Below are 22,670 nucleotides of genomic sequence, written 5' to 3'. Positions count from 1 at the left end.
GCAAACCGTGCCGGAACATTCCATCTGGAAGCGTGGAAAAGGAAGGAGGCGCGGCATGACGGTAAACGACTGGGTGATTTTAATTACCGCCCTCGGAGGTATTGAGGGTATCAAGCAGTTCCTGAAATGGTGGATGAGCCGCCGGACGAACGCACGCATCGAGGATGCCCATGCGGACGTGGAAGAATTCAAGGCACTGCGCGAATACAACGAGTTTTTGCAGAAGCAGCTTAGTGAAAAGGAAGAAAGGTTTGTCGAGCAGACCGGCAGGCTGCGTTCCGTTCAGGACGAGCTGTTCAAGGCGAAAGAGGACATTTCTAAGTTAAGCATCGAGCTTGCCTTGAAACGATGCGAGAAAAAGAAATGCGGTCAGAGGGAACCACCAAACGGGTATTGAAAAAAAGCCGTCCTATCCTCACGGACGGGAGCGGCTTACACATCTTAGATTATTTCACAAATATATGTAAAATAATCCGGAAATGAAAACAATTGACGCAATTATCATTCATTGTTCTGCCACCAAGGAGGGGCAGGACATCACTGCGCGTGACATCGACATGATGCACAAACAGAGAGGATTCTCCGAGATAGGTTACAACTTCGTTGTGAAGCTTAACGGGGACGTGGAAACGGGTCGCTCGTTACTGAAGGACGGGGCGCACTGCAACAACCGCGGTTTCGGAGGGCTGTCGTACAACAAGCACTCGATAGGCATCTGCTATGTAGGCGGTCTGGACGCAGGCGGCAAGGCAAAGGACACAAGGACGGAGGCGCAGAAGCGTGCGCTCCGGGTTCTGATAGCCAAGCTGGTGAAGGAATACCCTATCAAGGAGATACTGGGACACAGGGACACCTCGCCCGACACGGACGGTGACGGGATAGTTGAGCCGCACGAATGGACGAAGATGTGCCCGTGCTTTGACGCTAAGGAAGAATATAAGGACTTGTTGGCATGGAGATAGTAAGGAACAACATCATCCCTTTCAAGGGATACAAATGCGTCAATCTTTTCGGCATCCTGTTCGTAAGAGACGATGCTGTGATTGGCAGTGTGGACATCAACCACGAGAGCATACACACGTCGCAGATGAAGGAGATGCTGTATGTGTTCTTCTACCTGTGGTATGTTATTGAGTGGCTGGTAAGGCTTGTCCGGTACCGGAACGCGCACACGGCGTATCGGAACATCGGATTTGAGCGTGAGGCGTACATGAACCAAGGGAGCATGGGCTACCTGCAAGGCAGAGGGCGTTACGCTTGGGTGAAGTGTTTGAAAAATGAGTTATAACCGGCGGGCACGGGAAGCCGGAAGCGTTCTTTGACTTGTTGGGTACACCGCTTATTAATGTTTTGCAACATCTAACTACTACAAATAACATCCTAAATTTGGCAAATAGGACAATTCTTGCCATATTTGCATAGGAATAAGACCAAGAATTGTTTTCCATGGATAAACACGAAGCGGAATGCGGATGTTTTTTCATGGGATTTTTGTATATACACGGTTATGGAAGATAAATTAAACGAAGTAATAATCGAACATTTCGGACTGGCTGTATTCATTATGATTGCTGTCATTGCGGTTATAATCGGATTAACTTGGTGGTGCGCCATGATGTACGTCAAGATTAAGAAGATAGACGAACTCCCTTGCGAAAAACATAATGAAAAAATGAGCGAGCATGACAATGCTGTTTCAAGATTGAGCACTTCCATTACATTCTTGACTAAAGAGATAGATTCTGCAATGAGGATGTTCCAGCAACAGCATATCAAGACGGACCAGTTTACTCAAACCCAAAGCCCACTTTCGATAACGGAATCAGGGTGGGATATGGTGAAAAGATTAGGCCTTGACAAAATGTTTGATAAAAACTGGTCTCGCATAAAAGAACTGATTGATGCTAATATAGAAGACAAAAACGCATACGATATTGATGCTTTCTGCGTGCAACAGGCAGTTGTCTTCCCTGAGAAATTTTTATCTGATGATGAGATTTCAATACTGAAAGACGATGCGTTCAAGAATGGACTGACTTTGACGTCATACATGAAAGTAATAGCTGTAATGGCTCGTGACAAATATCTTCAATCAATGAACTGAAAGGAAATAAACACAATCCTACATTCGCTTCCAATGACTTTTTTAAGCGGTGCACTCAACATGGTCACCGCTTTTTTGTTTCCCGCCCGCCCAAACAAGGCAGACAATGGTAAAGAAATATGTAATATTCATCTATTTCCTGGCAATGCTCGTATTGCTTGCCATGTCGGTAACATCATGCCGGAGCGTAAGATATGTTCCGGTGGAGACGGTGAAGCACGATTCGGTATACTTCAACAAGGTTGTCCGTGACAGCATCCACGTGAAGGACAGCGTGCTGGTGATTGTGAAGGGAGACACGGTGACGGAGTTCCGGTACAAGTACATTTACCGGGACAAGGCAAAGACGGACACGGCATACGTCAGCCGGACAGACACCCTTCGTGTCCCCTACCCTGTGGAAGCCAAGCTGACCAAGTGGAAGCAGTTCAAGATGGAGGCTGGAGGGTATGCGATAGCACTCGCCGTTATCCTTGTAATTGCTGTGGCAGGATACTTTGTGATGAAAATCAGGAAATAACAATGCCGGACGGAAAAATTCCGTCCTTTTCATTTTAAAACCTATAATATTATGGCACAAAGAAGATTCGGTACGGTATTGCGTGACAATGCCGTCCATGAGATGTACGAACAGGAGCTGAAAACCCTTGGCATGATGGCATGCTATGTATCGAAAGGATATATATACAAATGCATCAGCGAAAAGACCGGACTGAGCACACGTACTATATCGTACATACTGAACCATACGCGCAAGCACGATGCCGGCTTGATTTAAGACAGCGTAAAGCGTACATAGGAAAACATTCCACTATCATGTGGTTTGAAAACCGGTTAAGTTTTCAACTAAAATATTTCACAACAAACAATTCTTCTTCTAAAAGTGCGATAAATAATCATATTAATCTGAAACAAGCTTCTTGTTATCGTGAAAGCTAAAATTCATAACGAAAATGTGTATTGGTAGCTTTGTGATGTCGGGCAATGGTGCCCGTCACAACACAAAAACTATCATAATATGTCTACAGAAAGAACTTACGTCTTCGGCAACGGAGACAACGGCGGAAGCAAGTTCGATGTAACTGCCATGCTTCCCGGACTGTGCGGTTACCGTGGGGTTGACCCGAACGTACTCGCAATGATGAACGGAAACGGAGGTTTCGGCGGTCAGAACGGAATCTGGGGAGTAATCTATCTTGCTATTGTCGCAAGCATTTTCGGATGGAACAACGGCGGCTTCGGGGGATTGGGCGGTCGTGGCGGCAACGCCCTTCCGGCAGAACTGGCAGGGAACGCAGGACGTGAACTGCTGATGCAGGCAATCCAAGGTAACGCCAGCGCAATCAACCAGATTGCGTCGACATTGAACTGCTCAAGCCAGCAAATTGAAAGCGCATTGTGCAACATCCAGAACAGCATCGGTCTGAACGGCACGCAAATCATCAATGCAATCCAGTCGGGAGACAACAACATTGTAACCCAACTCTCTTCCTGCTGCTGCAACATCCTGCAAGCCGTGGAACGCCAAGGCGCGGCAACACAATTGCAGAACTGCCAGAACGTGAATGCATTGACAAACACCATGAATGCAAACACCCAATCTCTTCGTGACGCTTCGCAGGCACAGACGCAAGCTATACTCGCAAAGCTGGATGCAGCCGAAACCCGTGTGCTTCAGGACAAGCTTGATGCTGAGCGTCAGAAGAGCTCTACACTTGCCGCACAGCTCAACAACGAGCACCAGACACAGGCAATCATGGCAAATGTGGCACAACAGAACGCGCCTATTGTCGCCGCATTGCAGGCTCTCCGGTCAGATGTAGACGGAATCAAGTGCAAGCTGCCGAATACGGTCAGTGTTCCTTACCCACAATTAGCTGTATACAATCCCGAAGTGGTGCGTGCGGCAGCCGTAGGTGCGGCAGCAGGCAACTATGCCGGATACGGGTGTGGTTACGGATATAATGCAGGTTTCTGGGGATAACAGGAAAGGAGGCGACTATGTGGGACTTCTTTCCAAACTTATTCTTCAGATACCCGAACCTGGGACGTGACAACTTCAACACCATACCGAGCACCAATGTTACGGTAGGCACGGAGAACGTTACGATAGAAATACCCAACCATGCGTTTTACAGACGCAACTATGTGGGCAGTTTCTTCCTTGACCTTCGGGATGCCATTCCGGCAGGTACGACCGCCACGCTGCCTATCCTAATAGGCGTGAACGGTGACACACGTCCTCTGCTTGAGTATGCCGGTACACCTGCTACGGTGGCAAATTTCGCCGGTGCGGGAATCTATGAGATCCACTACAACCGGTATACCAACCAACTGTATATCGTGAACGGCGGATTCAGACCGAGTGCGGCAGCTACCGCATGATACAATAAATAACTACGGGGCTGCGAAGGCAGTCCCATAACTTAAAACAACCAGTCATGTTTCAGAACCTTAGAGTAAATTCACCAGTATATATCCTGCATAAGGAAAACTCCCCTTATATCGAGCAGGGGAATGTGATAAGCGTATCCATGCCCAAACCAAAGTATCCGTCACAGACGCAGTTCGGGCAATATCCTCAAATGGAAATGGTCGTTGATGTCGTAGTCAACATAGGAGGGCAGAACACGAACCTGCAGGGGCTTCCGGCAGGTGCCGACATTGCGGACTTCGGGCAGAACGGCAACATCGTAGTGTCATGCTCTCGTGACGCGATGAACGGGGAGCTTTCAACGCTCCGACAAAAGAGCGTCGACATACTTAACAGCGTGGAATACCACAAGGGCATGATCGAATCATGCGACAAGATGCTGAATGCGCTGAATCCTGAATTTGCCGCAAAACAGCAGCAGGAACAGGAAATAGACATGATGAAGCAGCAGATTGCCACTATGACGCAGAATATGAATACGCTTATGCAGATGAACCAGAAGCTGATGGAGCAGCTGGGGGTTTCTGAGAATGACATAAAAAAACAATAATTATGAGCTGGGGAAACTTGAAAATGATACACGAGATCTGTGACGAGCCTGAGTACGCTCGTGACGGGTACGGAGAAAGAACAGGGGATGCCGGAGCGGCTTATCAGGAAGGATACCGCAGAGGGTTCGCTGAAGCCATGAAGGAAGCGTCAGGAGGATACGGGCATCGCGACCGTATGCCGGACGGGTACGGTGAAAGGCGCATGCTCCCTCCGTATTACCCGGGATATCCCGCAATGGGGATGAGGGAACATTACGACCCGATGGGCATGCGCGGAGATTACCCCGATGACATGGGGGAACGCCGGCGCAGGCGCGAAAACGGGCAATGGTACTAAGGTTGTTTTCATCCGGGCACACGGGAGACCTTGTGCCCTTCATTAAATCATTTGGATATGAATCAGAGACTTGATATGTATGAAAGGCTTCCGGAAGACCTGTACAGGTATGTGTCGCAGTACGGTCCGCACTTCAACGCCAAACTGTGCAAGTGGGCGGTAAGCAGGATGTACGTGAAAGACGACGCAACCGGCAAGGAGAAGAAGCTGGAACCATGGTCTATCGATGAAGTGGAGGAAATGCTCAAGAAGAACGAAATCGAGATAAAGAACGCGCAGGGGTATGATGCGGCATACGTCGCCAACATGCTCAAGGCGGACTTTTTCAAGAAGTCGCTTCCTGACGAATCGAAGCTGTGTCTTCACATGAAGCTGTATATGGACGACATTGACGGTGACCCGTGCCGTGCGTTTGACGAGTTCTATGCAACATGCATAGGGAAGGGTACTGTAATACCTTGGGAACGGATGGTATGATAACACAAGACATCTACATACCTGAATATGACTGGCATGTCAGGATATACTATGCGGTATCTACCTACTGGGCATACCGCATAGCATCCGACATGCGCCGTATCGGATGCAGTGGAATCCAGCTCGACCGTGCATATTCAAGCCTTGTGAAAGGTGACCTCAATACGGGAATCACCTACTCCAACTTCAAGCTCGGCGAGACGGTGATGGTGATTTCGCTTACTTCCACGCCTGCCGAGTTCCTCAACTCGTGGGAGCACGAGAAGAAGCATCTTGCAAGGCATATCGAACAGGCGTACGGAATAGACCCGTACAGCGAGGAAGCCGCATATCTTGAAGGTGGAATTGCGCAGAAGATGTTCATCGTGGCAAAGAACTTTATCTGCGAACATTGCAGAATGGGTTTGGGATGATGGGCTCATTTGCTGATTAAGTCGCACCATTTGTAGGATTCATTCTCGTAGAACCACTGCCAGCCGTTCTTGGGCTGCCTAATTCTGCCTTTCAGATACCGCCTTGCGGTGGCGTAATTGATGCCAAGAGACCTTGACGCGTCTATGACGGAATCGAACCTTCCCAGCAGCCTCCCTTGGTGAATCACCACGCAGGGCTTAGCGGCAGCCCTCCGGTTTGACCAGTACGGATGCCCTTTCAATGCCTCGCTGTGTCTTTTCCTTATCTCCTTGGCGCGTTCCTCGCCGTAGTATTCTTCGTAGGTCTTTCCGCGAAGTCCGTGGCGGTATCCCTTGTTGAACACGTTGTGCCCGTTGACCACACGTGTCACCGGTATGATGGGGTCTAAATGCAGTTCCATATATTCAGCTTTTTAGTGTAATCTCAAATTTTATCCCCTTATAGGGCTTTTCAGAGAAGAACTCGGTGCATTTCTTTATGTCTACTTCGCAATGCAGGTCGCATTTGAGTTCTTCTGAATATTGCGCCAGCAGGTCGGTAATCTGTTTCTTTACTTCCTCGTATGTCATATCCTTAATATCTTTTGCCTCCGTGGTGGTAGCCACGCAGGCGGTTATAGTTCATTTTGGTGCGGATGAAGAAATCAATGTCAATGGCTGTCAATTCACAGTATTTGAGCACAACCGCAATGATTGCAATTACCTTTTCTTCGGTGGAATCATCGCAGGTGGATATTCCGGAGAGGGCATAGCATAAATCAATGAAGCCCTTTCCTTCCTTTATGCTTTCAGCCATTTCCATAAGGGATTCCACTTCTTCAAGGTCAAATCTCCGTAGTCCGGCTAAATCCAAACATCGTATAACCACGTCGCTAAGTTCATCTTCCACCGTATTCTTTATTTGCCGCTCGAAGTTTTCCTTGAAGTCTATGATTTCTTCGTACTTCTTGAAGGCTTCCACGTCGGCGTGAAGGTTCTTACGGTCTGTCTGTACGGCTTCGGCTATCTCGGTAATGATTAACATTAGCCAGTGTTCGTCACTGTGCTCTTCTTCGTGCCATCCGTTCGCCTTGGCGATGGAGTAGGCTTCGTCTCTTAGTTCGTTCAGGTTCATAGTTCGTATGTGATTAGTTTGTTATTGGTTTCAGAAAACAAAAAGCCCGGCACGGTGGGTGTCGGGGAAAAAGAAAGAGCACCGGATTGCTCCGATGCCCCGTGCCCACGAAAAGAGGTGTTGCAAATGATTCCGTGAGGTTCGCAATCTGCGAAAATCATGATGCTTACACATTCCTCAATGTTCATCAGTTGCATATATTCTATTCCGCTTTTGAGTTCTTAAAAATATTCCGTATCTGCTCGGCTACTTTTTCTGCGGCTTCTTCTGTTTTAAAGTAGTTGCCTGATTTATAATAGCAATTATCACATTCTCCATGCTCATCTGTTGATTCTTTAACATATCCGTCAGCTGACACCCAACGATACAACTTCCCCTTTTTAGCTCTCCACCTTACATTCTCCAAACATTTCTTTTCTTCATTCCACCGCTTGCCTACCTCGGCTAATTTTTCAATCAGCAACTTCTTTTCTTCTTCGGTGGCAGGACGGATTTCGTCAAACATTGATGTATAGCCATTGGATATTTTATTTCCAATATAATCAGATGGTATCATTAACGTAGGATTATTTTTAAAATCATCTCCAACGAAATATGTTACATAACAATATAACATATCGTGTCCTGTCTCCTTAAATATGCCTATTGCTTCTTTTTCTCCTTCCTCATATGGAAGAAATGTTTTTACGCCTTTCCACTTTAAATATATAAAGTCCCCGTCTTTCGGCTCGTACTTCTGCTCTTTCTTTCCACAGATAGCTTCTCCGTATTCCTGAATCATTTTATTCCATATATTGGAATCGTCTTTTTCAAGCTCAACATTTACGGTCATTACTCCGCTTTTAAAGTCCACGTTTGTCAACGTGACTTTCTTGCCTTTTGGCAACTGAATTTTGTACTGTTTCTTCATTTCAATCCCCTTTCTGTCAATGTTTTCAAATCATTGTTCATATCAAATCACCCTCCTTGGCTGTCCTGTATTTCTGTTCGCTCACTTCGATTTCCTCAATGGTAAACTCACCGTCCAGCTTGATGCGGGCGATGAGGTAGTATTTCCCGCCCCTTTCATGACGGGAATAAATCTTGTCTATCTTCTTCATGGGTTATTCGTTTTTTTCGTTTCAAACTTAGGAATGGGCATCCATTCTATAACCTTTACATGATTTGACTCGCATGAGAATTTACCCGAATAGTATGTTGCAAGTAACACGCAATGCTCAATTCCATGTCCTGTATCCACTTCTACATACACGTTCATAAATACATCAAATTCTTCTTTAGGCAATGTACCTTCGACGCTTATCCATTGGTGGGATAGTGCGTATTGTGCGCCTTCCATAAATCCTGCTTCATAATGACATCCTAATTCAAGTTCTTCAATTCTGTCTTGTGACAAATACTTGAATGAATGTTTATCCGCCGCTTCCTCAATCCTTTTCTTCAGTATTTCGTTCATCATTGTATTCATCCATAATTTTACTCATCTCTTCACATTCTTCATAGGGTATTTCCGTCCAAAAGGAAATGGTTGCAGACGGTTCTGTATTTTCCCTTACGTACTTGGTACTATTCGCCAGCGGGAATGTTTTGGATTCTGATTTGCATAATCCCCAGCCGAATCCTAATTTGTGGGTGTAATAATAATAGTAATATCTCATACCTCATTCGTTTTTGTTCGTTTCTACAAATTTGTTATCGATAGCCCAACACAACAAGGAGTAGGCAGCATCAATAAGACTTTCATCTATCATTACCGCTTCATAGTAAACCCATCTATGCTCAAAACGGGCATTCTCATAGTAATAGCCAATCATTTCATCTGCAAGTTCAATGCAAAGCCAACATCTTTTATATCTATATTTTATTTCTATTGGCAGCGCATCCAGCACGTCCTGCAAGGTGTAGGCGGGAATAAACTCCCAGTGCATAAGACCTACGGTTTGAGCATTATTCCCTTTTATCAGAACCCATTTCCCATAGTGGGTTGCAGCACGAGGATTGTTATCCACACATCTTGCCCAATACAGCATAGTTTCTTTCATTTCCAGCCCCAACTCTTGCAGGTGCTTCATCTGCTCGATTGATAATGTTTGTTTTGCCATAATCCTTACTTTTTAATGAGTTTAATCGCTTCACGTAAGCCGTCCTCAAGAGCTTTTTCAAAACTTGATGTGACTATGTTTCTGATAATCATTAGATGTTTGTTTTTATAAACATTGCAGACATAATAATCCCTATTATATACATCTACCATAACATCAATGTTATATACCTCGCGTAGCCACCTCGCCGCCAAATCCTGCGTTGGGCACGAAGTTACACACTGACTTTTGTTGAAATTTTCCGGGCAATCACAATGCCATATTGTGCCACGCTCTGTGTATTGGTTAAAGCACGGCACGTCAAACCCTGCCTCTTTCAGCATTCGGGCAGTTTCGAACGAAACAAATTGTTCTACTATCATAATCAAAAAGGTATTTTGTTGCTTCTGTTTTGCTTTCTTCTTTCTTTCAAGTTGTTCACCTTGTGCCACCACTTAGGCAACGGCTTGTTTTGGTCGAACGGGTCACGCCCGATACGTTCAAGATACTTCATCTTTGCAAGTATCTTAGGGACTGCCGCTGCGTATGCGTCCGCAAACTCGTCAAAAGTTATCATAGCTGACCTTTATTTAATTCTTCTTTTATCTTTTCAAGCAATTTACCTTTTGCTGTTATAGTAAATAACTCACCCTCTTTGGCAGATATTGTAACAGAATCCGTTCTGTTCGTCACACAATAATTGTGAAGATACCATTCTATCAATGCGAATATCTCTTCCTCATCAATCACACGTCTATCTTCCAACATCATGTTCGGATTGCGCTTGCTCACTTTAGCTATATAGGCATAGAACAATGCCGGACATATTTTATAATCTTTCGCTGACATATCTATTCTTCGTTTATCAGTTTACTCATTCCAAATTATTAATCGAATAATTCCACTCCAAACCGTCTTTCTCTCTTACGTGCGTCGAAAGCCAATCCAAAGCAGTTGTTTCTTTACTTTCTGAACTGAAACAATCTTGAGTGCTAATCTCATCGATATTCTCCAATGCCTCATATACCTCATCAGGAACTTCTATATCGCATAATGTAACCTCATAAGTCACACTTACATTTAGTTCTTTTATCTTCTTCATATTTATTCTTCATTTATCGGTTTCAAAACAAGTTCTCGCGGTTCTTCATCTTCCCATTTGACTTCTGAAAAGATACTTTTATCTACAAGGGAAACCAATTCTACGTCACCCATAGAACTCCATTGGTCGTAAGTCTTTATAGTCTTTTCCTTGTGAAGCCACAACTCACCATTTTTGTCACGAGCTATCCACATAGTTTATTCCTCCCAGTTTATCTTAACCGTTGTTATATAAGCACTACCAGCTTCTTTTACGGCTCGTTCTTTAGTATCATATATAAATCTACAACCTCTATGTGAAGAAGCATCATTATCATAATACACATTCACCCATCCCTCTTTCTTTTCGGGGAGCATCATAAGGTCTAATTCGCCTTCCTTATTTCCTACAAGCAACCCGTCTTGCGTATAGGCATGAACAAGTTCATTATCATTATTATTAACCATCGCAACAATAGGATAATTATACCAATCATGATAGAATTTCCTATCAAAGCAAATAATCCTTGCCTTTCTTCCGTCCCTTGTGCAGACTGGCTTGCCTTGTTTAGCTGCTTCAAGGTTAAATTCTTTTAGAGTCAGTTTACTATCCTTTTTATAAGAATATAATTCTTTTACAGCTTCTTCAAATGTTTCATAATCAATTAGATTATTCACATACTTGCCTACTAATCTTGTAAGCAGAGTATCTTCTGCTTTATAATTTTCTTCCATATCTTCTTTGTTTTGTTTAATTTCTAAATCAATAGTATTAGTGTCATAATTTACATTGCAAATTACTCCATTTATAAATGGAGTAGCGAATAGCTTATAAGGTTGAAGCATTACAATTCCTTTATGTTGAACAAAGTACTCATAAGGCTCTCCGACTTTTTCAAGTTTCTTGTAAACAGTACGTTTATTATCAGTTCTCCAATTCATGCAATTACCTACGTGCTGTTTGCCTTGCATTCTTATACAAAGTCCCTGTAAATCGCAAGCATTGCAATTATCATTTTCATTAGCTTCTACGCACTGATACCATTTACCGTTAACCTCAAATATTTCTCCTATCTTGCGTTCCATAATTATTTGATTTTAATAAATGATACACTTTTTCTGTCACTTCTCAAGAGATATTCACAATGACCAGTGACTTTAATATGAGGTTGACAAATACAAGAGCCTTGTCTTTTGATACTCTTAAAATAACAACCTTCACAGAATTTTCTTTCTTCAACCTGCAAAAGAGTGTTGTTATAATAGAATGTTTCTCCTATTCCCCGTTCCATAATCAGTATATTTTAGTTCCATTATTACATTTAGCTGGGTCATCCTTCCCATAAAATCCTCTATATTCATCCCCTGCTAATATAGGACGTTTAGCTAATCTGCATGTTGGATAGCTTAATCCATATGGTTGAACATAATATCCACAACCCTTACATATTGAAATTATGTTTTCTACCTTGTCTCTTGTCTTATACTTCGTGCGAGAACTCTTTCCGCAACTGTCGCACACTGCTTCGTACATCTTAACTTCGCGTATCATTTTCTTTGAATTTAATTGTTCGTATTCATTCTTTTCGCGCAATTTGGGCATATACAAGAGTTACCTTTTATTGCCCATTCTTTTCTTCGTAACATTAATGCCAGTTTTGTTGGGTTCTCATATAACTCACTTTTTATACCACAAATATCACAATGAGCTTGGTATGATTCTACTTTCTGTATCATTTCTCACCTCCTTTCTTTCGGGAAGCAAATCGTCAAGATATGCCCACTGCGAAACCGCTCTCCATAAATCAAATCGAGTACCAGAATCGGTTATTTCGCATCCCCCTCCTCTGAATAAGACTAACGTATCACATCCTGATTCTGGTAGTTCGGTTTCTGCTTCGTGCCACACGGAGTTGATGCGCCACTGTGCGCCGGCAATAAATCCATAATAGTTGCCTACAAATTCACCTCTTACCTTTCTGTCGTCACAATATGGCAGTTTAGATTGGTGTTCTTTCGCTGCATTTTCAATCTGTTCTCTTGTCATAATCAATATCTTCTTTAAGTTCCACCAATTCTTCCAAAATCTCATTAAACGGGACGCTCATCAGGTATTCAGCCAGCCAGCACCCTCCTGCCTTGAAATCTTCATCGCAGTGCGACTTGCGGTCTTGGTAATGCCTTATCCCTTCCTTGTGCCGGAGACCGGCTTCTTTTATCGTTTCCATTTTCATATGTCAAAATCTATTTTACTTTGCATAAATTCGTCAGCGTAGAACTTGTCGAATGACTTGCCGCTTATCCACCAGTGAAATCCGGTCTCGGCATCGTTGAAATTATGGTCTATATAGCCATTATCGATAAGCCATTGGATTGTTTTCAGCCAGTTTCGCTTGACGTGTGGCCAGCGTTTGATTTCCTTCGTTTTTTGCCGTGGCTGTGACATGGGACAGCAAATGCAACCGATTCGGGTACACCCTTGGTCGTACAACTCGCAATGCGGTATGCCGTTCGCGTTGAGGAACTCCCATACATCCCGCTCTGTCCAATAGATAATTGGCGACACGAGTATCTTGTCCTTGCCACCTACGCAGGTGACCATCTGTTCTTCGTGTTCGCTCCATTGGTCGAAGGTTTCTTCATTGCGATTACCCTTTATATCTGTGCTGATTTCTTCCCGTTTGGCGCGCCGTGCGCTTTCCTGTTTACGCACGCCGATGAGCGTCACTTTCCCTGCGCCGCTGGTTTCCTTAAATTCGGCACAGCACCAGCGTAAACGCCTCGTGGGAAGGATGTGTTTCTTCTTCGCCATATCGTAGATGCTCATCCGTGGCTTTATCAGTTCTACGTCCGGGTAATGATGCTTGACGAAGCGTATCACTTCGGGTGGGTCAACGCTGGTGAGGTTCATGTGCGTCTTGTGCTTCACGCCTGCCAATTTTACCAAGTGGTATAAAACTTGGCTGTCCTTGCCCCCGGAAAAGGTATTGTAGAAGCCATTTTCAGGGTCAAGGCGCAACGCCATCTTCTCTGACTTTCGGATAAGGTCTATTGAGTATTCTATCTTCTTTGCAAGCGAAGGTCTTACTTTTGACAGAACTTCATCAATTTTCGATTCAATATCTTGCGCTTTCATACCCCTAACTTCTCCTTCCTGTACTTTTCCGCATATTCCTCGTTGCACTTCTCCGGCTTGACCAGAATGACCGTGTTCCGGCTGATGCGGAGCGGCATTAACGATTCCTCGTGCCTGTAATACTTTCTTATCTTCTCGTTCAGCCCCTTGCTGTTCTCGTCCACCGACGGCTTCCTTTCCACCATCTGGTCTTTGATTCTTGCTACGCTCATACTGTCTGTTTTTAGTGGTTATGCCGATATTGCCTTGGCGATTATCCTTGCGTCGCAGAGCTTCGCCGAAAGGGCGTTGACCGCCGCACGGCAGGTGTCCGTGTCAAGGTTTACCGTGCAGGGTATTCCCATTGTGCGCATCAGCCTGTCAAGCTCCTTTTGGAGAGCCGTGAGGCGTAAGTAACCGATGTTGGAACGCCTGAAACGGGAATCGACCTGCCTTAACTCCTCCTCCCTCTTGTCCAGCTGTATGCAGGAGAACTCGCACATCGTCCTTGCCAGCTCGCACCGTGCAAGCAGGGCGGAATCTTCCAGCCTCGCCTTGTCGAACACCCCCTTGATGCTGTAGTAGAGGATGTCCACGTGTTTCTGGATGTCTTCAAGGAACGTCTCGTTGGCGTCCGCGAAGAATCCGCTGCGGTCTCCTATGCCCTCGAAGAGCATCTTCTCGTACTTTCCACGGAGCCTGTCTATCACGTTTGTTATTCTTTTTGTCTCATGCCTGTAACGGTCAGACTTCCTTACCGCTTCCACCGCCTCGATAACGGTTGTAATTGCGATGTCGTTTGTGAACAGGATGTTGTATGTGCATCCTATCACGGCTGGAGCGTGCTTGTCTATCAGCCGGTTCATGAATTCAATCTGTGTCATTTTTCGATTTTTCTAATTATCAGGAATTTGGGCTCTCCCTTCTTCAGTTGAGCCAGTGTTTCTTCGCTGACTTCCGCGTATGTGATGTAGTTGATGTTCATCTGCTGCGGAAGCCTGTATTTCTCGCGTATCCTGCGTATCAGTGACCAGTCGTTAGTCACCCAATAGATGGCTGCCTTCATCAGAACGGGTCTTCTTCTTTCTGCTGGAATTCGGCTTGCGGTACGGTTCCCAATTCGTAGAAGTTGGTGGTCGGCTTGTTGAACCCGACAATGAATTTCAACAGACCGATATTCCTTCCCTTAGCCACTTCAATCATCGCCGTGTCCTTCGTGCTTGCGTTCGTGAACGGGTCAGGGTAGCTTCTTCCGTACACTTCCGGACGGTAAATGAGGATAACCGTGTCGGCAGCTTCCGCTATCTGCCCAGAATCCCTCAATCGTGAAAGGCTCGGTGCCGGGTTGTCACGGTCACGGTTTATCTGCGAAAGGGCGATTACCCAGATGTCAAGGTCTTTGGCGATGTTTTTCAATCGCCTTGCCACGTCACCCATCTGCTGTTCCTTGTTCGCACCCTTCATGTTCACGTTCAGGATTTGCAGGTAGTCTACGACCGCTCCTTTTATCCCGTATTTGATTTTCATCATGCGGATGGATGCAAGTATCGTCTCGATGCTTGAAGTGCTCCTGTCGTCAAAAAAAACGGGCTTTTCGCATATTTGTGAAACGCCCTTGTCAATCGCCGTAATCTGGCTTGCCCCAAGACGGGAATAAAGTATCTCGTTTGCCGACACTCCGGTTTCGATTGAAATCATCCTCGCGGCTATCTGTTCCTTCTTCATCTCCATGCTGTAGAAGGCTACCGGGCACCCGGCGTTCATTGCCATCTTGATGGCAAGCGATGTCTTTCCCATGGACGTGTCAGCCGCAATGATTACCAGGTCGGATGTCTGCAATCCGCCTGAACGTCTGTCCAACTCACCGAACCCTGTCGGGCTGCCTGTAAGCCCTTCCCCTCCTGCCATGTTGCGGTTGATATTGTCATACACCCCTTGCACCGCGTCCCGCATCGTGGATACCGAACTCCCGTCGTCGGGGAATATCCCTTCCATCTTCTTGCGTGCCTCTTCGGCGACGTCGACAACATCGTTGTCTTCGGAAAAGCAGTTTGACTGTAGGTAGCACCCTATCTCGAAGAACTGCCTGCGCTTGTACTTGTCAAACACTTCGGCGGCGTGCTGCGCAAGGAAATTCGTCACATGTCCCGAAATCTCGGTAAGCTCGTAAGGCGTCACTCCCGACTTCCTCCTGTTCAGTTCGTTCATCACTGTGATGAGGTCGGGGAAATCGCCCCTCTCGCTGATGGCGAGCTGTGCCTTGTATATTTCCCTGTGCGTCTCGTAATAGAACGCTTCCACGTCAAGCATCTGCCTTACCTCCGGCAATGCGTTCTTGTCAGCCATTATGGTCGCAAGCACGGTCTTCTCCGCCTCTTTGTCCTGCGGTAACTGTTTGTCTTCCATATCGTTCATGTATTGATTTTCTTCGTAATTGCAAGCTGGTCACGGATTGTCTGCCCGAGGTATTCCCTCTTACGCCGTAGTTCTGTGTTGTTCTCTACCTGCATGAGCGCTTCCCTGATTGTCTTTGTGCTCTCGAACATGTGCTTGAACCCGTCCACCTCCTCTTCTGACGGCATCTTCATGTTTGCGAAACAATAGGGCGCAAAGTCATGCACCATACCGACGAATCTCTTGTACATGCCATCCGGAAGCCATTCCAGCAGCCTGTTGTTTTCCGAAAGATATGCGTTCTTAGGAGCATTGCCAAGCTGTATCACCAGCCACCGGTAGAAATGGCTCTGCGCATCGGAAGGCGATTTGCCGTCCTCCCCTTCGTTTTTCAATTTTTCGAAGAATCTACGCAGATAGTCCTTGAAGGAATCCACCGTGAAATCCGGGAATCCTGAACTCCGTATGTTCATCGTTACGGTCTCTACCCATTGGCTGTAGTTTTTCAGGATATAGGCATGGCATTCGTCCAAAGGCATCTTGATGTCCTTCTCCAATTGGGGGATTTCTTTATCTCTCGATAGAGAGATTTCTTTATAATTTATTTCTTCTTTCTTTTTATTAGTGTCGTAGCTGTGTCCTAATTTTGACTGCTGTGTCATTACCTGTGTCACCACCTGTGTCACAACCTCTTGCAACTGATTGAATGTTACATAGTTAGGTGTGTCATTTGCTGTGTCTTTAGCTGTGTCGTTTGGCACTTTTGGCGAATCATTGTACTTGTCGTAATTCACAAGCGTTATGATACTGACTCCTTGGCTGTTTTCAACTGTAATCATTCCTTCTTTCTTCAGTTTTGTCAAAAACACCCTTACCCAGCGTTCTCCACGCCCCCACTTCTTTGATAAAAATCTCACGGATGCCGGATATTGTCCTCTTCCCCAAGTCACTTTGCAACTCCCGAAGCACGACGTTGTCGTAGAAGCCTCAAATCGTGCGGACTGTATCAAGTCCAGCCACGCTTCGCATTCACTGAAAGCCCGGGCGGCCTGCCATATCTCGTTGTCAAAGAATTTTCGGGATAATTTGATATATCCTTTTTCCATGTCGGATTATTTTTTCAATTGTTTAATGATTATGTAATACAAATTTATTTCTCCGCTTTCCGGACATACCGGGCTGTCCCTGATATTGTCCATGATTGCATTAATTCTTTCCATAGCAATATTCAATAGAGCATCGCACGGCATAGGGTGTATGCCGTGTGTAATAGTTGTAATCAGAATGATTTTCCGATGTTTACCTGTGTCGTTTCGGCGAGCAGCTTCTTGAATGCGGATTCCATGCGGACATACCCGTCATAGAACTTGTCGGCTATGTTGCCGTAGCATTCGTTTTCCTCGCTTTCCTTTTCAAGGCGCGTGTACTCTTCGTTGAACTTCCTTTCGATTTCTTTCAGCGTGAAGAATAGGTTCAGGACGTTTCCGTTGATTACGGATACAATGTTTGCCGTTTCGTGGCTGTACGCAGATGAAGAACTTACTGTGCTTCGGTTCGTCTCTAATTTCATTGGGTTTGGCATAAATGAAATTAAGTTAGTAAAAACAGGAAAGGCTGTCGCCTCTCTAAGTCGCCAAACCCGATACACACTATTGAAATGAGTATCTATGAGAGAACAACAGCCTTATATCTTTGCGATAAAGCAGTCTAAAATGAGCATAAAAAATCTCATCTCAATAGTTATGTTGATGCAGGTTTGGCGTACTTGCACCGCAAAGATACAACTCATTTCCGAAATGCCAAACTTTTACGCATAAAAAAAGCGGTGAAATTTTATTTCCACCGCCTGAACCTGTCATGCAGCATCACATCGAAAACCAGCGTCTTCATATAGCATCCATGTATTCGTTCACCGCCTTCATGAACTCGTCAAGAGACCGGCATACCGTGCACTTGTAGTTTTCACTCTCCAGCCTCCGGATGGATTCTTTCTGCTCTGGCGAAAGCCTTCCCTTCGGCGTCTTCATCTCGATGAACATGCCGTGGTAGAACCTGTTGGCGTGAGGTATGAACAAGTCCGGAACTCCCTTCATATATCCCATATCCTTCATCCGCTTTCCAAGAATGGCGCGCTTCGTGGCATCCCCTCCGAATACATATCCGGCAGGGAAAGACGTTATCATCTTGTCACGGTGGACAAGGCGGTACCACCTTACGCATGTTTCCTGTATATGGTCTTCATCTCTTTTCATGTTACCCTCCCAACATCTTAAGCCTTATATTCAATGCGTTGCTCTCCCGTATCAGTGCGTCCGCTTGCGGATTGAACAGGATGGATTCCGTCAGGAGCCGTTCCCTTATTTCCGCCAGCCTTTCCCTGATTGCCCGTTTTTCTTCTTCGTTTGTCCTTATCATACCTTATCTGTCTCTTTAGTTTTTTACATAGCTTCGCGATAAAACGCTGCTGGTTGTCGTTTGCCTTGTCATTCTCAATCAAGACCTCGCCCACGATGTCCGATAGCCTGTCTTGCGCCAGCTTGCATAGCAATGCAGCTTCACTGGCTGTCAATGTCAGTTTCATAATACCCTAAGTTTATTCCGGAATCCTGTTGCGGTCTATCATCCGGCAGCTGCCTTCCTGTACGTTCCGCCGGAGGGCAATGTGCTTCACGATTCCGAACTGTTCCTCGGTAAGGTCGTACAGGATTGCGTGCCTTTCCCTAAGAGCGCATACCTTGTTGCAGGTCTTGTATCCGCTGCTTTTTCTTATGCGGTCAAGCGCTTCTTTCATCCTGATTAATGTAAATGCTTCCATAATTGTATCTGTAGTTTATTGCCGGGCAGGCGGGAATCGAACCCGCATCTTGTTCAACCTTAATCAGGGTGGGACTGCCATTCTCCCATTACGAAACACTGCCCGTCTGAAGCCACCGCGGTGCGTCCTCCGTTTCATGGCGGTTGGAGCGGCTGCGCACCGCTATATGTGGGACGATGCACCGCTATGCGTCCGCAGGCGCACCTTTGTAGGGGAACACGTCCATGATGGGCGTCTCCTTGATGCATACGGCGTTGTAGTCCAGCATCGTGGATTTCATCGCATTGTCCAGTTTTCGCATGGCATCTCGAAGGTCTGCTGCCTGTACGAGCATGGTCGCTTTTGTCTTTTTTTCAATTGCCGTCCTTTCATCCAAAGTGATAAACTCCAATTTGCATGAGAACCATTTGTCTGCTGAACCTTCATCGGAAGGGAACAGCTCGTTGTACCTTGCCCTCTTAATGTCAGCTACCGTAAACTCCCCGCTGATGAACGGCGTTATCTCTTCGATTATGCGGGATTCGGCTTCGGTAAAGCTGAGCGCATCCACAAGATAGGGTTCCGTAACCATCTTTCTCATTCCATTCTCCATTACTTTTTCGTAACGGACTTTGCATTCAAACCAGTTGTGCATCATATAAATTCTTTATTACGTTCGATTTCCATTTCCATAAGTGATATAAGCCTGATTTCGTCCGGACTTGGAAGGTATATTCCGGAAGCCTCGGATGACCAGTTCCTGAACCTGTCGATGCTAAGGCTGAACTCTCCTGTATCAAGGTCGGCTGAGCTTCGCAGGTATTTAACTTTTCCGAGAAACCGATCTTCCTTTTCCCTGATGAACAGGGAGGGATTGACCAGCTTCTTGTAGTATTCACGCTTCACCCATTCCATCGTGTTCCCGGTTTGGCACGCGAAGTAGGAAAGGATGACATGCAGGTAGGCATTTTGGCTGATTGACCTTTGCTGTTTCTTTTCGGTAATTTCGAATGTCTTTCTGTCACTTATCAGCTTCTCCAGCCTCGCCCTCGCCTGTGCGGCGTGCAGCTCGTTCTTCCCGTCGTAACGCATGGTCAGAACGGAAGGTCGTTATTCTCTTGTGGGTTCCCGTATGCGTCAACTTCCGGAGGGAACGACTGTCTCTGCGTCCCGTTGTTCCCCTGTAATTGCTGTTGCGCCTGCTGGCTTCTCCGTTCTATCTTGTAGCATCTTATGGATGCCATGCGTTTTACGGTTCCGTCCTGCGCTGTCCATTCCCTTCCCTGAAGGGCGAATGACACCGTGATTACATCTCCTTCGCTGAATTTGTCAAGTTCTTCGCATTTTTCTCCTGATACTTCCAGCGGAACGATGTTCTCATACTGGCTCCGTTCGCCCGTGTAGGGGTCGTATGTCGTCGCGTCAAGCAAGAACTCCCGCTTGAAAAAAGTTTTCCCTCCGTTCTTGGATTGCAATTGGACGGTATTTCCGATTGCGGAAATCCGTCCTGTAATAGTGTTTGCCATATTTTGTTTATTTCTTAAATGTTACGCTGTATGATGTGGACGCGGTTCGGACCGGTGGAAGTATCGTGTATATTTCTCCGGTCTCTTCGTCTATCTCCGTCTTACTTGACGTGATGGTTTTCAGATAGGTTTCGCGCTGCTTCATCTGCTGTTTCAGTTCTTCCATCTGAAGGGAAAGGCTGTTGTATAACGGGTCTTCGCAGTTCTTGTAGTCCCATTTCACTCCTGCCTCCTTTATCTGCACCACCGCACCACAGTAGTCCGGTGATTCTCCCTTGCCGTATTTGTCACACTCTTTTTCCACACATTCCTTTACGTCCTCGTCCTTCAGGAACACCGAAAGGACTTCGTACAGGCTTTTCGCCTTCACGATGGATTCGATAGGGTCTACTTCTCCTTCGACAAGCGCATCTTTCATTCTTTCTACCAATGTCTTCTGTCCGGTCTTTGTCACAGGGATGTTACCGAATATTTCTATTTCTTTCATGACAATGAATAATTAATCTTGTATTGTTCGTAATTGTTTACTATCGTTCCGATGTCCTCCTTGCATACGCGGTAATTGGACTCAAGCAGATTTGACGCGGAGAACCTGCTGTTGTTCTTGCGTGCCGCCTTCTCTTTTCCGTAAATCCATTCCATTACTTTTGTGTCGTTGAACATGGACGGAGGAAGAACCTTCCTTTTGTCTGGCGGCGTATCGTTTCCGCCTGTGTCAGTGTACTTGGTCACGTCGTTGGAGTAGTATATGTCTGCGGCGAATCCAAGAGCCTTGCACGATACAGATATGGCATCCGTAAGAGCCATTTTGTAGCATTCATCCGATACATATTTCCCCTGCTTCTCGGTGCTGACGAATGAAGAGCCTCCAACTCCTTGTATTCCATCGCTCCATTCACCGTTCATCTTGACATACAGGTTGATGTGTACGAAACATGCTTTCTCTCCGTTGTATCCTTCTTCCGTCCACATCTTTATGATATCATACTTCCATCCGAATCCGCATACGCCGAATTCTTCGGTAAGCTTCTTGATTCTCCACATGGGGTTTATGTCGGATTTCCCCTTCAGCCTTCCGGCGTTTATAGGCTTTACCGCTTCTTTAGGGACATCCCTTACCTTGTTGTATAATTTAAGATTTTCATTTTCCATATCATTCAGTTTTCATTTCAACGTAACTTAGATTTACCCCTTGTGCTTCATGCCTTTGAATCAATTCCTTTCGGAATTCTTCCAGATCTTTTACAATTAAAGGTTGTTGCAGCTTTACGTTGTCACGGCTTAAATTGTAGATAATCTGATATCCTGTAATCTGGTATATGTATTTCTCTTCCATTCCGTTCAGCTTTTAATTTGTTCCAAAAGTTCCTTTTCACGCATTATCCAGAACAGACGCTCTTTGAGGTGTTCCGGAGCCTTGTCGATGATTGCCGATATATTATTCCAGAACATGTACGGCACTGATTCTGCTTTCCTGATGTATTCCTCGTCACTCATACCAGTTCCGATATGTTCCTGATCGCGGTTTTCAACGCGTTCAGCTTGTTGTTAGATTCCGACCACCATTCAGCGGCTTGCTCTTTCTCTTTCTTGAGGGATTCTGCCTTGTCTTGCAGTTCCATTGCGTAACGCACCAGATCTTCGGTGGTCATCGCCTTCAGTTCTTCGTAAGTTTTCATAAGCCAAATTTTATTTTAATTACATTTATAATTGCCTTGTACTGTTTCTCATACACAGTCCCTGAATGGGTTTCCTCAACTTTCTTCTCAAATTCTTCGATTGAACCTTTGAAACATCCACAGGTTATTTCCACCTTATTGTATTTAGTAAGGTAGGCGTGTGTATGTCGGTTGGCTGAACCGAAGCAATCGAATCCGCAATGGTTGTCATTATTTTCAATTTTAGCATCGCCGGACACCCATGCATTGCCGTACACCCGTGCATCGCCGGACACCAGTGCATTGCCGTACACCAGTGCATCGCCGGACACCCGTGCATCGCCGTACACCCGTGCATTGCCGGACACCCGTGCATCGCCGTACACCCGTGCATCGCCGGACACCTGTGCATCGCCGGACACCCATGCATTGCCGTACACCCGTGCATCGCCGGACACCCGTGCATCGCCGGACACCAGTGCATTGCCGGACACCTGTGCATCGCCGGACACCAGTGCATTGCCGGACACCTGTGCATCGCCGGACACCCATGCATTGCCGGACACCAGTGCATCGCCGGACACCCGTGCAT

At 45.8% G+C, this 22,670-nt stretch carries 48 protein-coding genes and 1 tRNA gene; 12 read left to right on the top strand and 37 right to left on the bottom strand.

Going from position 1 to position 22,670, the window contains the following annotated elements:
• Window positions 1-55 precede the first annotated feature (55 nt).
• The 12 genes from B5F25_RS00230 (at window position 56) to B5F25_RS00175 (ending at window position 6,316) form a co-directional block, all read left to right on the top strand.
• Window positions 56-397 carry a hypothetical protein gene (locus B5F25_RS00230; protein ID WP_087246855.1) on the top strand — a complete coding sequence of 114 codons (342 nt, stop codon included), beginning with the start codon at window positions 56-58 and terminating at the stop codon, window positions 395-397.
• Window positions 398-479: 82 nt separating this feature from the next.
• Entirely contained in the window at window positions 480-962 is a 483-nt protein-coding gene (locus tag B5F25_RS00225; RefSeq protein WP_087246853.1) for an N-acetylmuramoyl-L-alanine amidase, read from the top strand.
• Window positions 953-1,288 carry a hypothetical protein gene (locus tag B5F25_RS00220; RefSeq protein WP_087246851.1) on the top strand — a complete coding sequence of 112 codons (336 nt, stop codon included), beginning with the start codon at window positions 953-955 and terminating at the stop codon, window positions 1,286-1,288. The genes B5F25_RS00225 and B5F25_RS00220 overlap by 10 nt, the downstream gene beginning before the upstream one ends.
• A 219-nt stretch (window positions 1,289-1,507) precedes the next feature.
• Window positions 1,508-2,104 carry a hypothetical protein gene (locus tag B5F25_RS00215; protein ID WP_140406828.1) on the top strand — a complete coding sequence of 199 codons (597 nt, stop codon included), beginning with the start codon at window positions 1,508-1,510 and terminating at the stop codon, window positions 2,102-2,104.
• 106 nt (window positions 2,105-2,210) lie between these two features.
• A complete protein-coding gene (locus tag B5F25_RS00210) occupies window positions 2,211-2,624 on the top strand; it encodes a hypothetical protein (protein ID WP_087246847.1) in 414 nt (137 codons plus the stop codon).
• 51 nt (window positions 2,625-2,675) lie between these two features.
• A complete protein-coding gene (locus tag B5F25_RS00205; RefSeq protein WP_087246845.1) occupies window positions 2,676-2,882 on the top strand; it encodes a hypothetical protein in 207 nt (68 codons plus the stop codon).
• Between the two features lie 240 nt (window positions 2,883-3,122).
• On the top strand, window positions 3,123-4,088 hold the full coding sequence (locus tag B5F25_RS00200) for a hypothetical protein (protein WP_087246843.1): 966 nt from the start codon (window positions 3,123-3,125) through the stop codon (window positions 4,086-4,088).
• 17 nt (window positions 4,089-4,105) lie between these two features.
• On the top strand, window positions 4,106-4,489 hold the full coding sequence (locus B5F25_RS00195) for a hypothetical protein (RefSeq protein WP_087246841.1): 384 nt from the start codon (window positions 4,106-4,108) through the stop codon (window positions 4,487-4,489).
• A gap of 56 nt (window positions 4,490-4,545) precedes the next feature.
• Window positions 4,546-5,088 carry a hypothetical protein gene (locus tag B5F25_RS00190; RefSeq protein WP_087246839.1) on the top strand — a complete coding sequence of 181 codons (543 nt, stop codon included), beginning with the start codon at window positions 4,546-4,548 and terminating at the stop codon, window positions 5,086-5,088.
• Between the two features lie 2 nt (window positions 5,089-5,090).
• The gene (locus B5F25_RS00185) at window positions 5,091-5,426 is read left to right on the top strand and encodes a hypothetical protein (RefSeq protein ID WP_241148320.1); all 336 of its coding nucleotides are present in this window, start codon (window positions 5,091-5,093) and stop codon (window positions 5,424-5,426) included.
• Between the two features lie 57 nt (window positions 5,427-5,483).
• Entirely contained in the window at window positions 5,484-5,903 is a 420-nt protein-coding gene (locus B5F25_RS00180; RefSeq protein WP_087246837.1) for a hypothetical protein, read from the top strand.
• A complete protein-coding gene (locus B5F25_RS00175; RefSeq protein WP_087246835.1) occupies window positions 5,900-6,316 on the top strand; it encodes a hypothetical protein in 417 nt (138 codons plus the stop codon). Before B5F25_RS00180 ends, B5F25_RS00175 begins: the two co-directional genes overlap by 4 nt.
• 5 nt (window positions 6,317-6,321) lie before the next feature.
• On the opposite strand, the gene B5F25_RS00170 is transcribed toward B5F25_RS00175, so the two are convergent.
• The 37 genes from B5F25_RS00170 to B5F25_RS00005 all read right to left on the bottom strand — a co-directional run.
• The gene (locus B5F25_RS00170; protein ID WP_087246833.1) at window positions 6,322-6,717 is read right to left on the bottom strand and encodes a hypothetical protein; all 396 of its coding nucleotides are present in this window, start codon (window positions 6,715-6,717) and stop codon (window positions 6,322-6,324) included.
• 4 nt (window positions 6,718-6,721) lie between these two features.
• Window positions 6,722-6,886, bottom strand: a complete 165-nt coding sequence (locus B5F25_RS21410; RefSeq protein WP_162614333.1) for a hypothetical protein — start codon at window positions 6,884-6,886, stop codon at window positions 6,722-6,724.
• A 4-nt stretch (window positions 6,887-6,890) separates the two neighbouring features.
• Window positions 6,891-7,430 carry a hypothetical protein gene (locus B5F25_RS00165; RefSeq protein ID WP_087246831.1) on the bottom strand — a complete coding sequence of 180 codons (540 nt, stop codon included), beginning with the start codon at window positions 7,428-7,430 and terminating at the stop codon, window positions 6,891-6,893.
• 202 nt (window positions 7,431-7,632) lie between these two features.
• Window positions 7,633-8,340, bottom strand: coding sequence for a hypothetical protein (locus B5F25_RS00155; protein ID WP_087246827.1), 708 nt, complete (start codon window positions 8,338-8,340; stop codon window positions 7,633-7,635).
• A gap of 37 nt (window positions 8,341-8,377) precedes the next feature.
• Window positions 8,378-8,530: a hypothetical protein gene (locus tag B5F25_RS21405; RefSeq protein ID WP_162614332.1), complete on the bottom strand. Its 153-nt coding sequence runs from the start codon at window positions 8,528-8,530 to the stop codon at window positions 8,378-8,380.
• Entirely contained in the window at window positions 8,527-8,889 is a 363-nt protein-coding gene (locus B5F25_RS00150) for a hypothetical protein (RefSeq protein ID WP_087246825.1), read from the bottom strand. Before B5F25_RS00150 ends, B5F25_RS21405 begins: the two co-directional genes overlap by 4 nt.
• Window positions 8,858-9,088 (bottom strand): hypothetical protein, encoded by a 231-nt coding sequence (locus B5F25_RS00145; protein ID WP_087246823.1) that lies wholly within the window; start codon window positions 9,086-9,088, stop codon window positions 8,858-8,860. Before B5F25_RS00145 ends, B5F25_RS00150 begins: the two co-directional genes overlap by 32 nt.
• A 3-nt stretch (window positions 9,089-9,091) precedes the next feature.
• Entirely contained in the window at window positions 9,092-9,532 is a 441-nt protein-coding gene (locus B5F25_RS00140) for a hypothetical protein (RefSeq protein ID WP_087246821.1), read from the bottom strand.
• 5 nt (window positions 9,533-9,537) lie between these two features.
• Window positions 9,538-9,894, bottom strand: a complete 357-nt coding sequence (locus tag B5F25_RS00135) for a hypothetical protein (RefSeq protein WP_087246819.1) — start codon at window positions 9,892-9,894, stop codon at window positions 9,538-9,540.
• A gap of 2 nt (window positions 9,895-9,896) precedes the next feature.
• A complete protein-coding gene (locus B5F25_RS00130) occupies window positions 9,897-10,088 on the bottom strand; it encodes a hypothetical protein (RefSeq protein ID WP_087246817.1) in 192 nt (63 codons plus the stop codon).
• Window positions 10,085-10,360 carry a hypothetical protein gene (locus B5F25_RS00125; protein ID WP_087246815.1) on the bottom strand — a complete coding sequence of 92 codons (276 nt, stop codon included), beginning with the start codon at window positions 10,358-10,360 and terminating at the stop codon, window positions 10,085-10,087. The genes B5F25_RS00130 and B5F25_RS00125 overlap by 4 nt, the downstream gene beginning before the upstream one ends.
• 25 nt (window positions 10,361-10,385) lie before the next feature.
• Window positions 10,386-10,613, bottom strand: coding sequence for a hypothetical protein (locus B5F25_RS00120; RefSeq protein WP_087246812.1), 228 nt, complete (start codon window positions 10,611-10,613; stop codon window positions 10,386-10,388).
• A 2-nt stretch (window positions 10,614-10,615) separates the two neighbouring features.
• Window positions 10,616-10,807, bottom strand: a complete 192-nt coding sequence (locus tag B5F25_RS00115; protein ID WP_087246810.1) for a hypothetical protein — start codon at window positions 10,805-10,807, stop codon at window positions 10,616-10,618.
• A gap of 3 nt (window positions 10,808-10,810) precedes the next feature.
• Window positions 10,811-11,677 (bottom strand): hypothetical protein, encoded by an 867-nt coding sequence (locus B5F25_RS00110; RefSeq protein WP_087246808.1) that lies wholly within the window; start codon window positions 11,675-11,677, stop codon window positions 10,811-10,813.
• Window positions 11,678-11,679: 2 nt separating this feature from the next.
• Window positions 11,680-11,883, bottom strand: coding sequence for a hypothetical protein (locus B5F25_RS20995; protein WP_140406827.1), 204 nt, complete (start codon window positions 11,881-11,883; stop codon window positions 11,680-11,682).
• Between the two features lie 407 nt (window positions 11,884-12,290).
• Window positions 12,291-12,638 carry a hypothetical protein gene (locus B5F25_RS00100; protein WP_087246804.1) on the bottom strand — a complete coding sequence of 116 codons (348 nt, stop codon included), beginning with the start codon at window positions 12,636-12,638 and terminating at the stop codon, window positions 12,291-12,293.
• On the bottom strand, window positions 12,619-12,819 hold the full coding sequence (locus B5F25_RS00095; RefSeq protein ID WP_140406826.1) for a hypothetical protein: 201 nt from the start codon (window positions 12,817-12,819) through the stop codon (window positions 12,619-12,621). Before B5F25_RS00095 ends, B5F25_RS00100 begins: the two co-directional genes overlap by 20 nt.
• A 2-nt stretch (window positions 12,820-12,821) precedes the next feature.
• Window positions 12,822-13,727, bottom strand: a complete 906-nt coding sequence (locus B5F25_RS00090) for a phosphoadenosine phosphosulfate reductase family protein (RefSeq protein WP_087246800.1) — start codon at window positions 13,725-13,727, stop codon at window positions 12,822-12,824.
• Window positions 13,724-13,939 (bottom strand): hypothetical protein, encoded by a 216-nt coding sequence (locus tag B5F25_RS00085; protein WP_087246798.1) that lies wholly within the window; start codon window positions 13,937-13,939, stop codon window positions 13,724-13,726. Before B5F25_RS00085 ends, B5F25_RS00090 begins: the two co-directional genes overlap by 4 nt.
• 18 nt (window positions 13,940-13,957) lie before the next feature.
• Complete coding sequence (locus B5F25_RS00080) at window positions 13,958-14,590, bottom strand: hypothetical protein (RefSeq protein ID WP_087246796.1); 633 nt, start codon at window positions 14,588-14,590, stop codon at window positions 13,958-13,960.
• Window positions 14,587-14,772, bottom strand: coding sequence for a hypothetical protein (locus B5F25_RS00075; protein ID WP_087246794.1), 186 nt, complete (start codon window positions 14,770-14,772; stop codon window positions 14,587-14,589). Before B5F25_RS00075 ends, B5F25_RS00080 begins: the two co-directional genes overlap by 4 nt.
• Complete coding sequence (locus B5F25_RS00070; protein WP_087247076.1) at window positions 14,772-16,112, bottom strand: DnaB-like helicase C-terminal domain-containing protein; 1,341 nt, start codon at window positions 16,110-16,112, stop codon at window positions 14,772-14,774. The genes B5F25_RS00075 and B5F25_RS00070 overlap by 1 nt, the downstream gene beginning before the upstream one ends.
• Window positions 16,113-16,117: 5 nt before the next feature.
• Window positions 16,118-17,206: a hypothetical protein gene (locus B5F25_RS00065; RefSeq protein ID WP_087246792.1), complete on the bottom strand. Its 1,089-nt coding sequence runs from the start codon at window positions 17,204-17,206 to the stop codon at window positions 16,118-16,120.
• A 173-nt stretch (window positions 17,207-17,379) separates the two neighbouring features.
• Window positions 17,380-17,670, bottom strand: a complete 291-nt coding sequence (locus tag B5F25_RS00060) for a hypothetical protein (protein ID WP_087246790.1) — start codon at window positions 17,668-17,670, stop codon at window positions 17,380-17,382.
• Window positions 17,671-17,986: 316 nt separating this feature from the next.
• Window positions 17,987-18,352, bottom strand: a complete 366-nt coding sequence (locus B5F25_RS00055) for a VRR-NUC domain-containing protein (RefSeq protein ID WP_087246788.1) — start codon at window positions 18,350-18,352, stop codon at window positions 17,987-17,989.
• 17 nt (window positions 18,353-18,369) lie between these two features.
• On the bottom strand, window positions 18,370-18,681 hold the full coding sequence (locus B5F25_RS00050) for a hypothetical protein (protein WP_087246786.1): 312 nt from the start codon (window positions 18,679-18,681) through the stop codon (window positions 18,370-18,372).
• A 12-nt stretch (window positions 18,682-18,693) separates the two neighbouring features.
• Window positions 18,694-18,915, bottom strand: coding sequence for a hypothetical protein (locus tag B5F25_RS00045; RefSeq protein ID WP_087246784.1), 222 nt, complete (start codon window positions 18,913-18,915; stop codon window positions 18,694-18,696).
• A 21-nt stretch (window positions 18,916-18,936) separates the two neighbouring features.
• Window positions 18,937-19,020 (bottom strand) — tRNA-Asn (locus tag B5F25_RS21400).
• 79 nt (window positions 19,021-19,099) lie between these two features.
• A complete protein-coding gene (locus tag B5F25_RS00040; protein WP_087246783.1) occupies window positions 19,100-19,552 on the bottom strand; it encodes a DUF4494 domain-containing protein in 453 nt (150 codons plus the stop codon).
• Window positions 19,549-19,986 (bottom strand): recombination protein NinB, encoded by a 438-nt coding sequence (locus B5F25_RS00035; protein ID WP_087246781.1) that lies wholly within the window; start codon window positions 19,984-19,986, stop codon window positions 19,549-19,551. Before B5F25_RS00035 ends, B5F25_RS00040 begins: the two co-directional genes overlap by 4 nt.
• A gap of 2 nt (window positions 19,987-19,988) precedes the next feature.
• Window positions 19,989-20,420: a DUF3127 domain-containing protein gene (locus tag B5F25_RS00030; protein WP_087246779.1), complete on the bottom strand. Its 432-nt coding sequence runs from the start codon at window positions 20,418-20,420 to the stop codon at window positions 19,989-19,991.
• A gap of 7 nt (window positions 20,421-20,427) precedes the next feature.
• Window positions 20,428-20,907 carry a hypothetical protein gene (locus B5F25_RS00025; protein WP_087246777.1) on the bottom strand — a complete coding sequence of 160 codons (480 nt, stop codon included), beginning with the start codon at window positions 20,905-20,907 and terminating at the stop codon, window positions 20,428-20,430.
• On the bottom strand, window positions 20,904-21,572 hold the full coding sequence (locus B5F25_RS00020; RefSeq protein ID WP_087246775.1) for a hypothetical protein: 669 nt from the start codon (window positions 21,570-21,572) through the stop codon (window positions 20,904-20,906). The genes B5F25_RS00025 and B5F25_RS00020 overlap by 4 nt, the downstream gene beginning before the upstream one ends.
• A 1-nt stretch (window position 21,573) precedes the next feature.
• Window positions 21,574-21,756, bottom strand: a complete 183-nt coding sequence (locus B5F25_RS00015) for a hypothetical protein (RefSeq protein ID WP_087246772.1) — start codon at window positions 21,754-21,756, stop codon at window positions 21,574-21,576.
• Window positions 21,757-21,761: 5 nt separating this feature from the next.
• Window positions 21,762-21,917: a hypothetical protein gene (locus B5F25_RS21395; RefSeq protein WP_162614331.1), complete on the bottom strand. Its 156-nt coding sequence runs from the start codon at window positions 21,915-21,917 to the stop codon at window positions 21,762-21,764.
• The gene (locus B5F25_RS00010) at window positions 21,914-22,099 is read right to left on the bottom strand and encodes a hypothetical protein (RefSeq protein ID WP_087246770.1); all 186 of its coding nucleotides are present in this window, start codon (window positions 22,097-22,099) and stop codon (window positions 21,914-21,916) included. The genes B5F25_RS21395 and B5F25_RS00010 overlap by 4 nt, the downstream gene beginning before the upstream one ends.
• On the bottom strand, window positions 22,096-22,670 hold a 575-nt coding region (locus tag B5F25_RS00005), incomplete at its 5' end, for a polymer-forming cytoskeletal protein (RefSeq protein WP_140406825.1). The genes B5F25_RS00005 and B5F25_RS00010, both read right to left, overlap by 4 nt.

The organism is Bacteroides sp. An19 (genome assembly GCF_002160215.1).
Lineage (GTDB): Bacteria > Bacteroidota > Bacteroidia > Bacteroidales > Bacteroidaceae > Phocaeicola > Phocaeicola intestinalis.
This window is presented reverse-complemented; position numbering and strand designations above follow the sequence as displayed.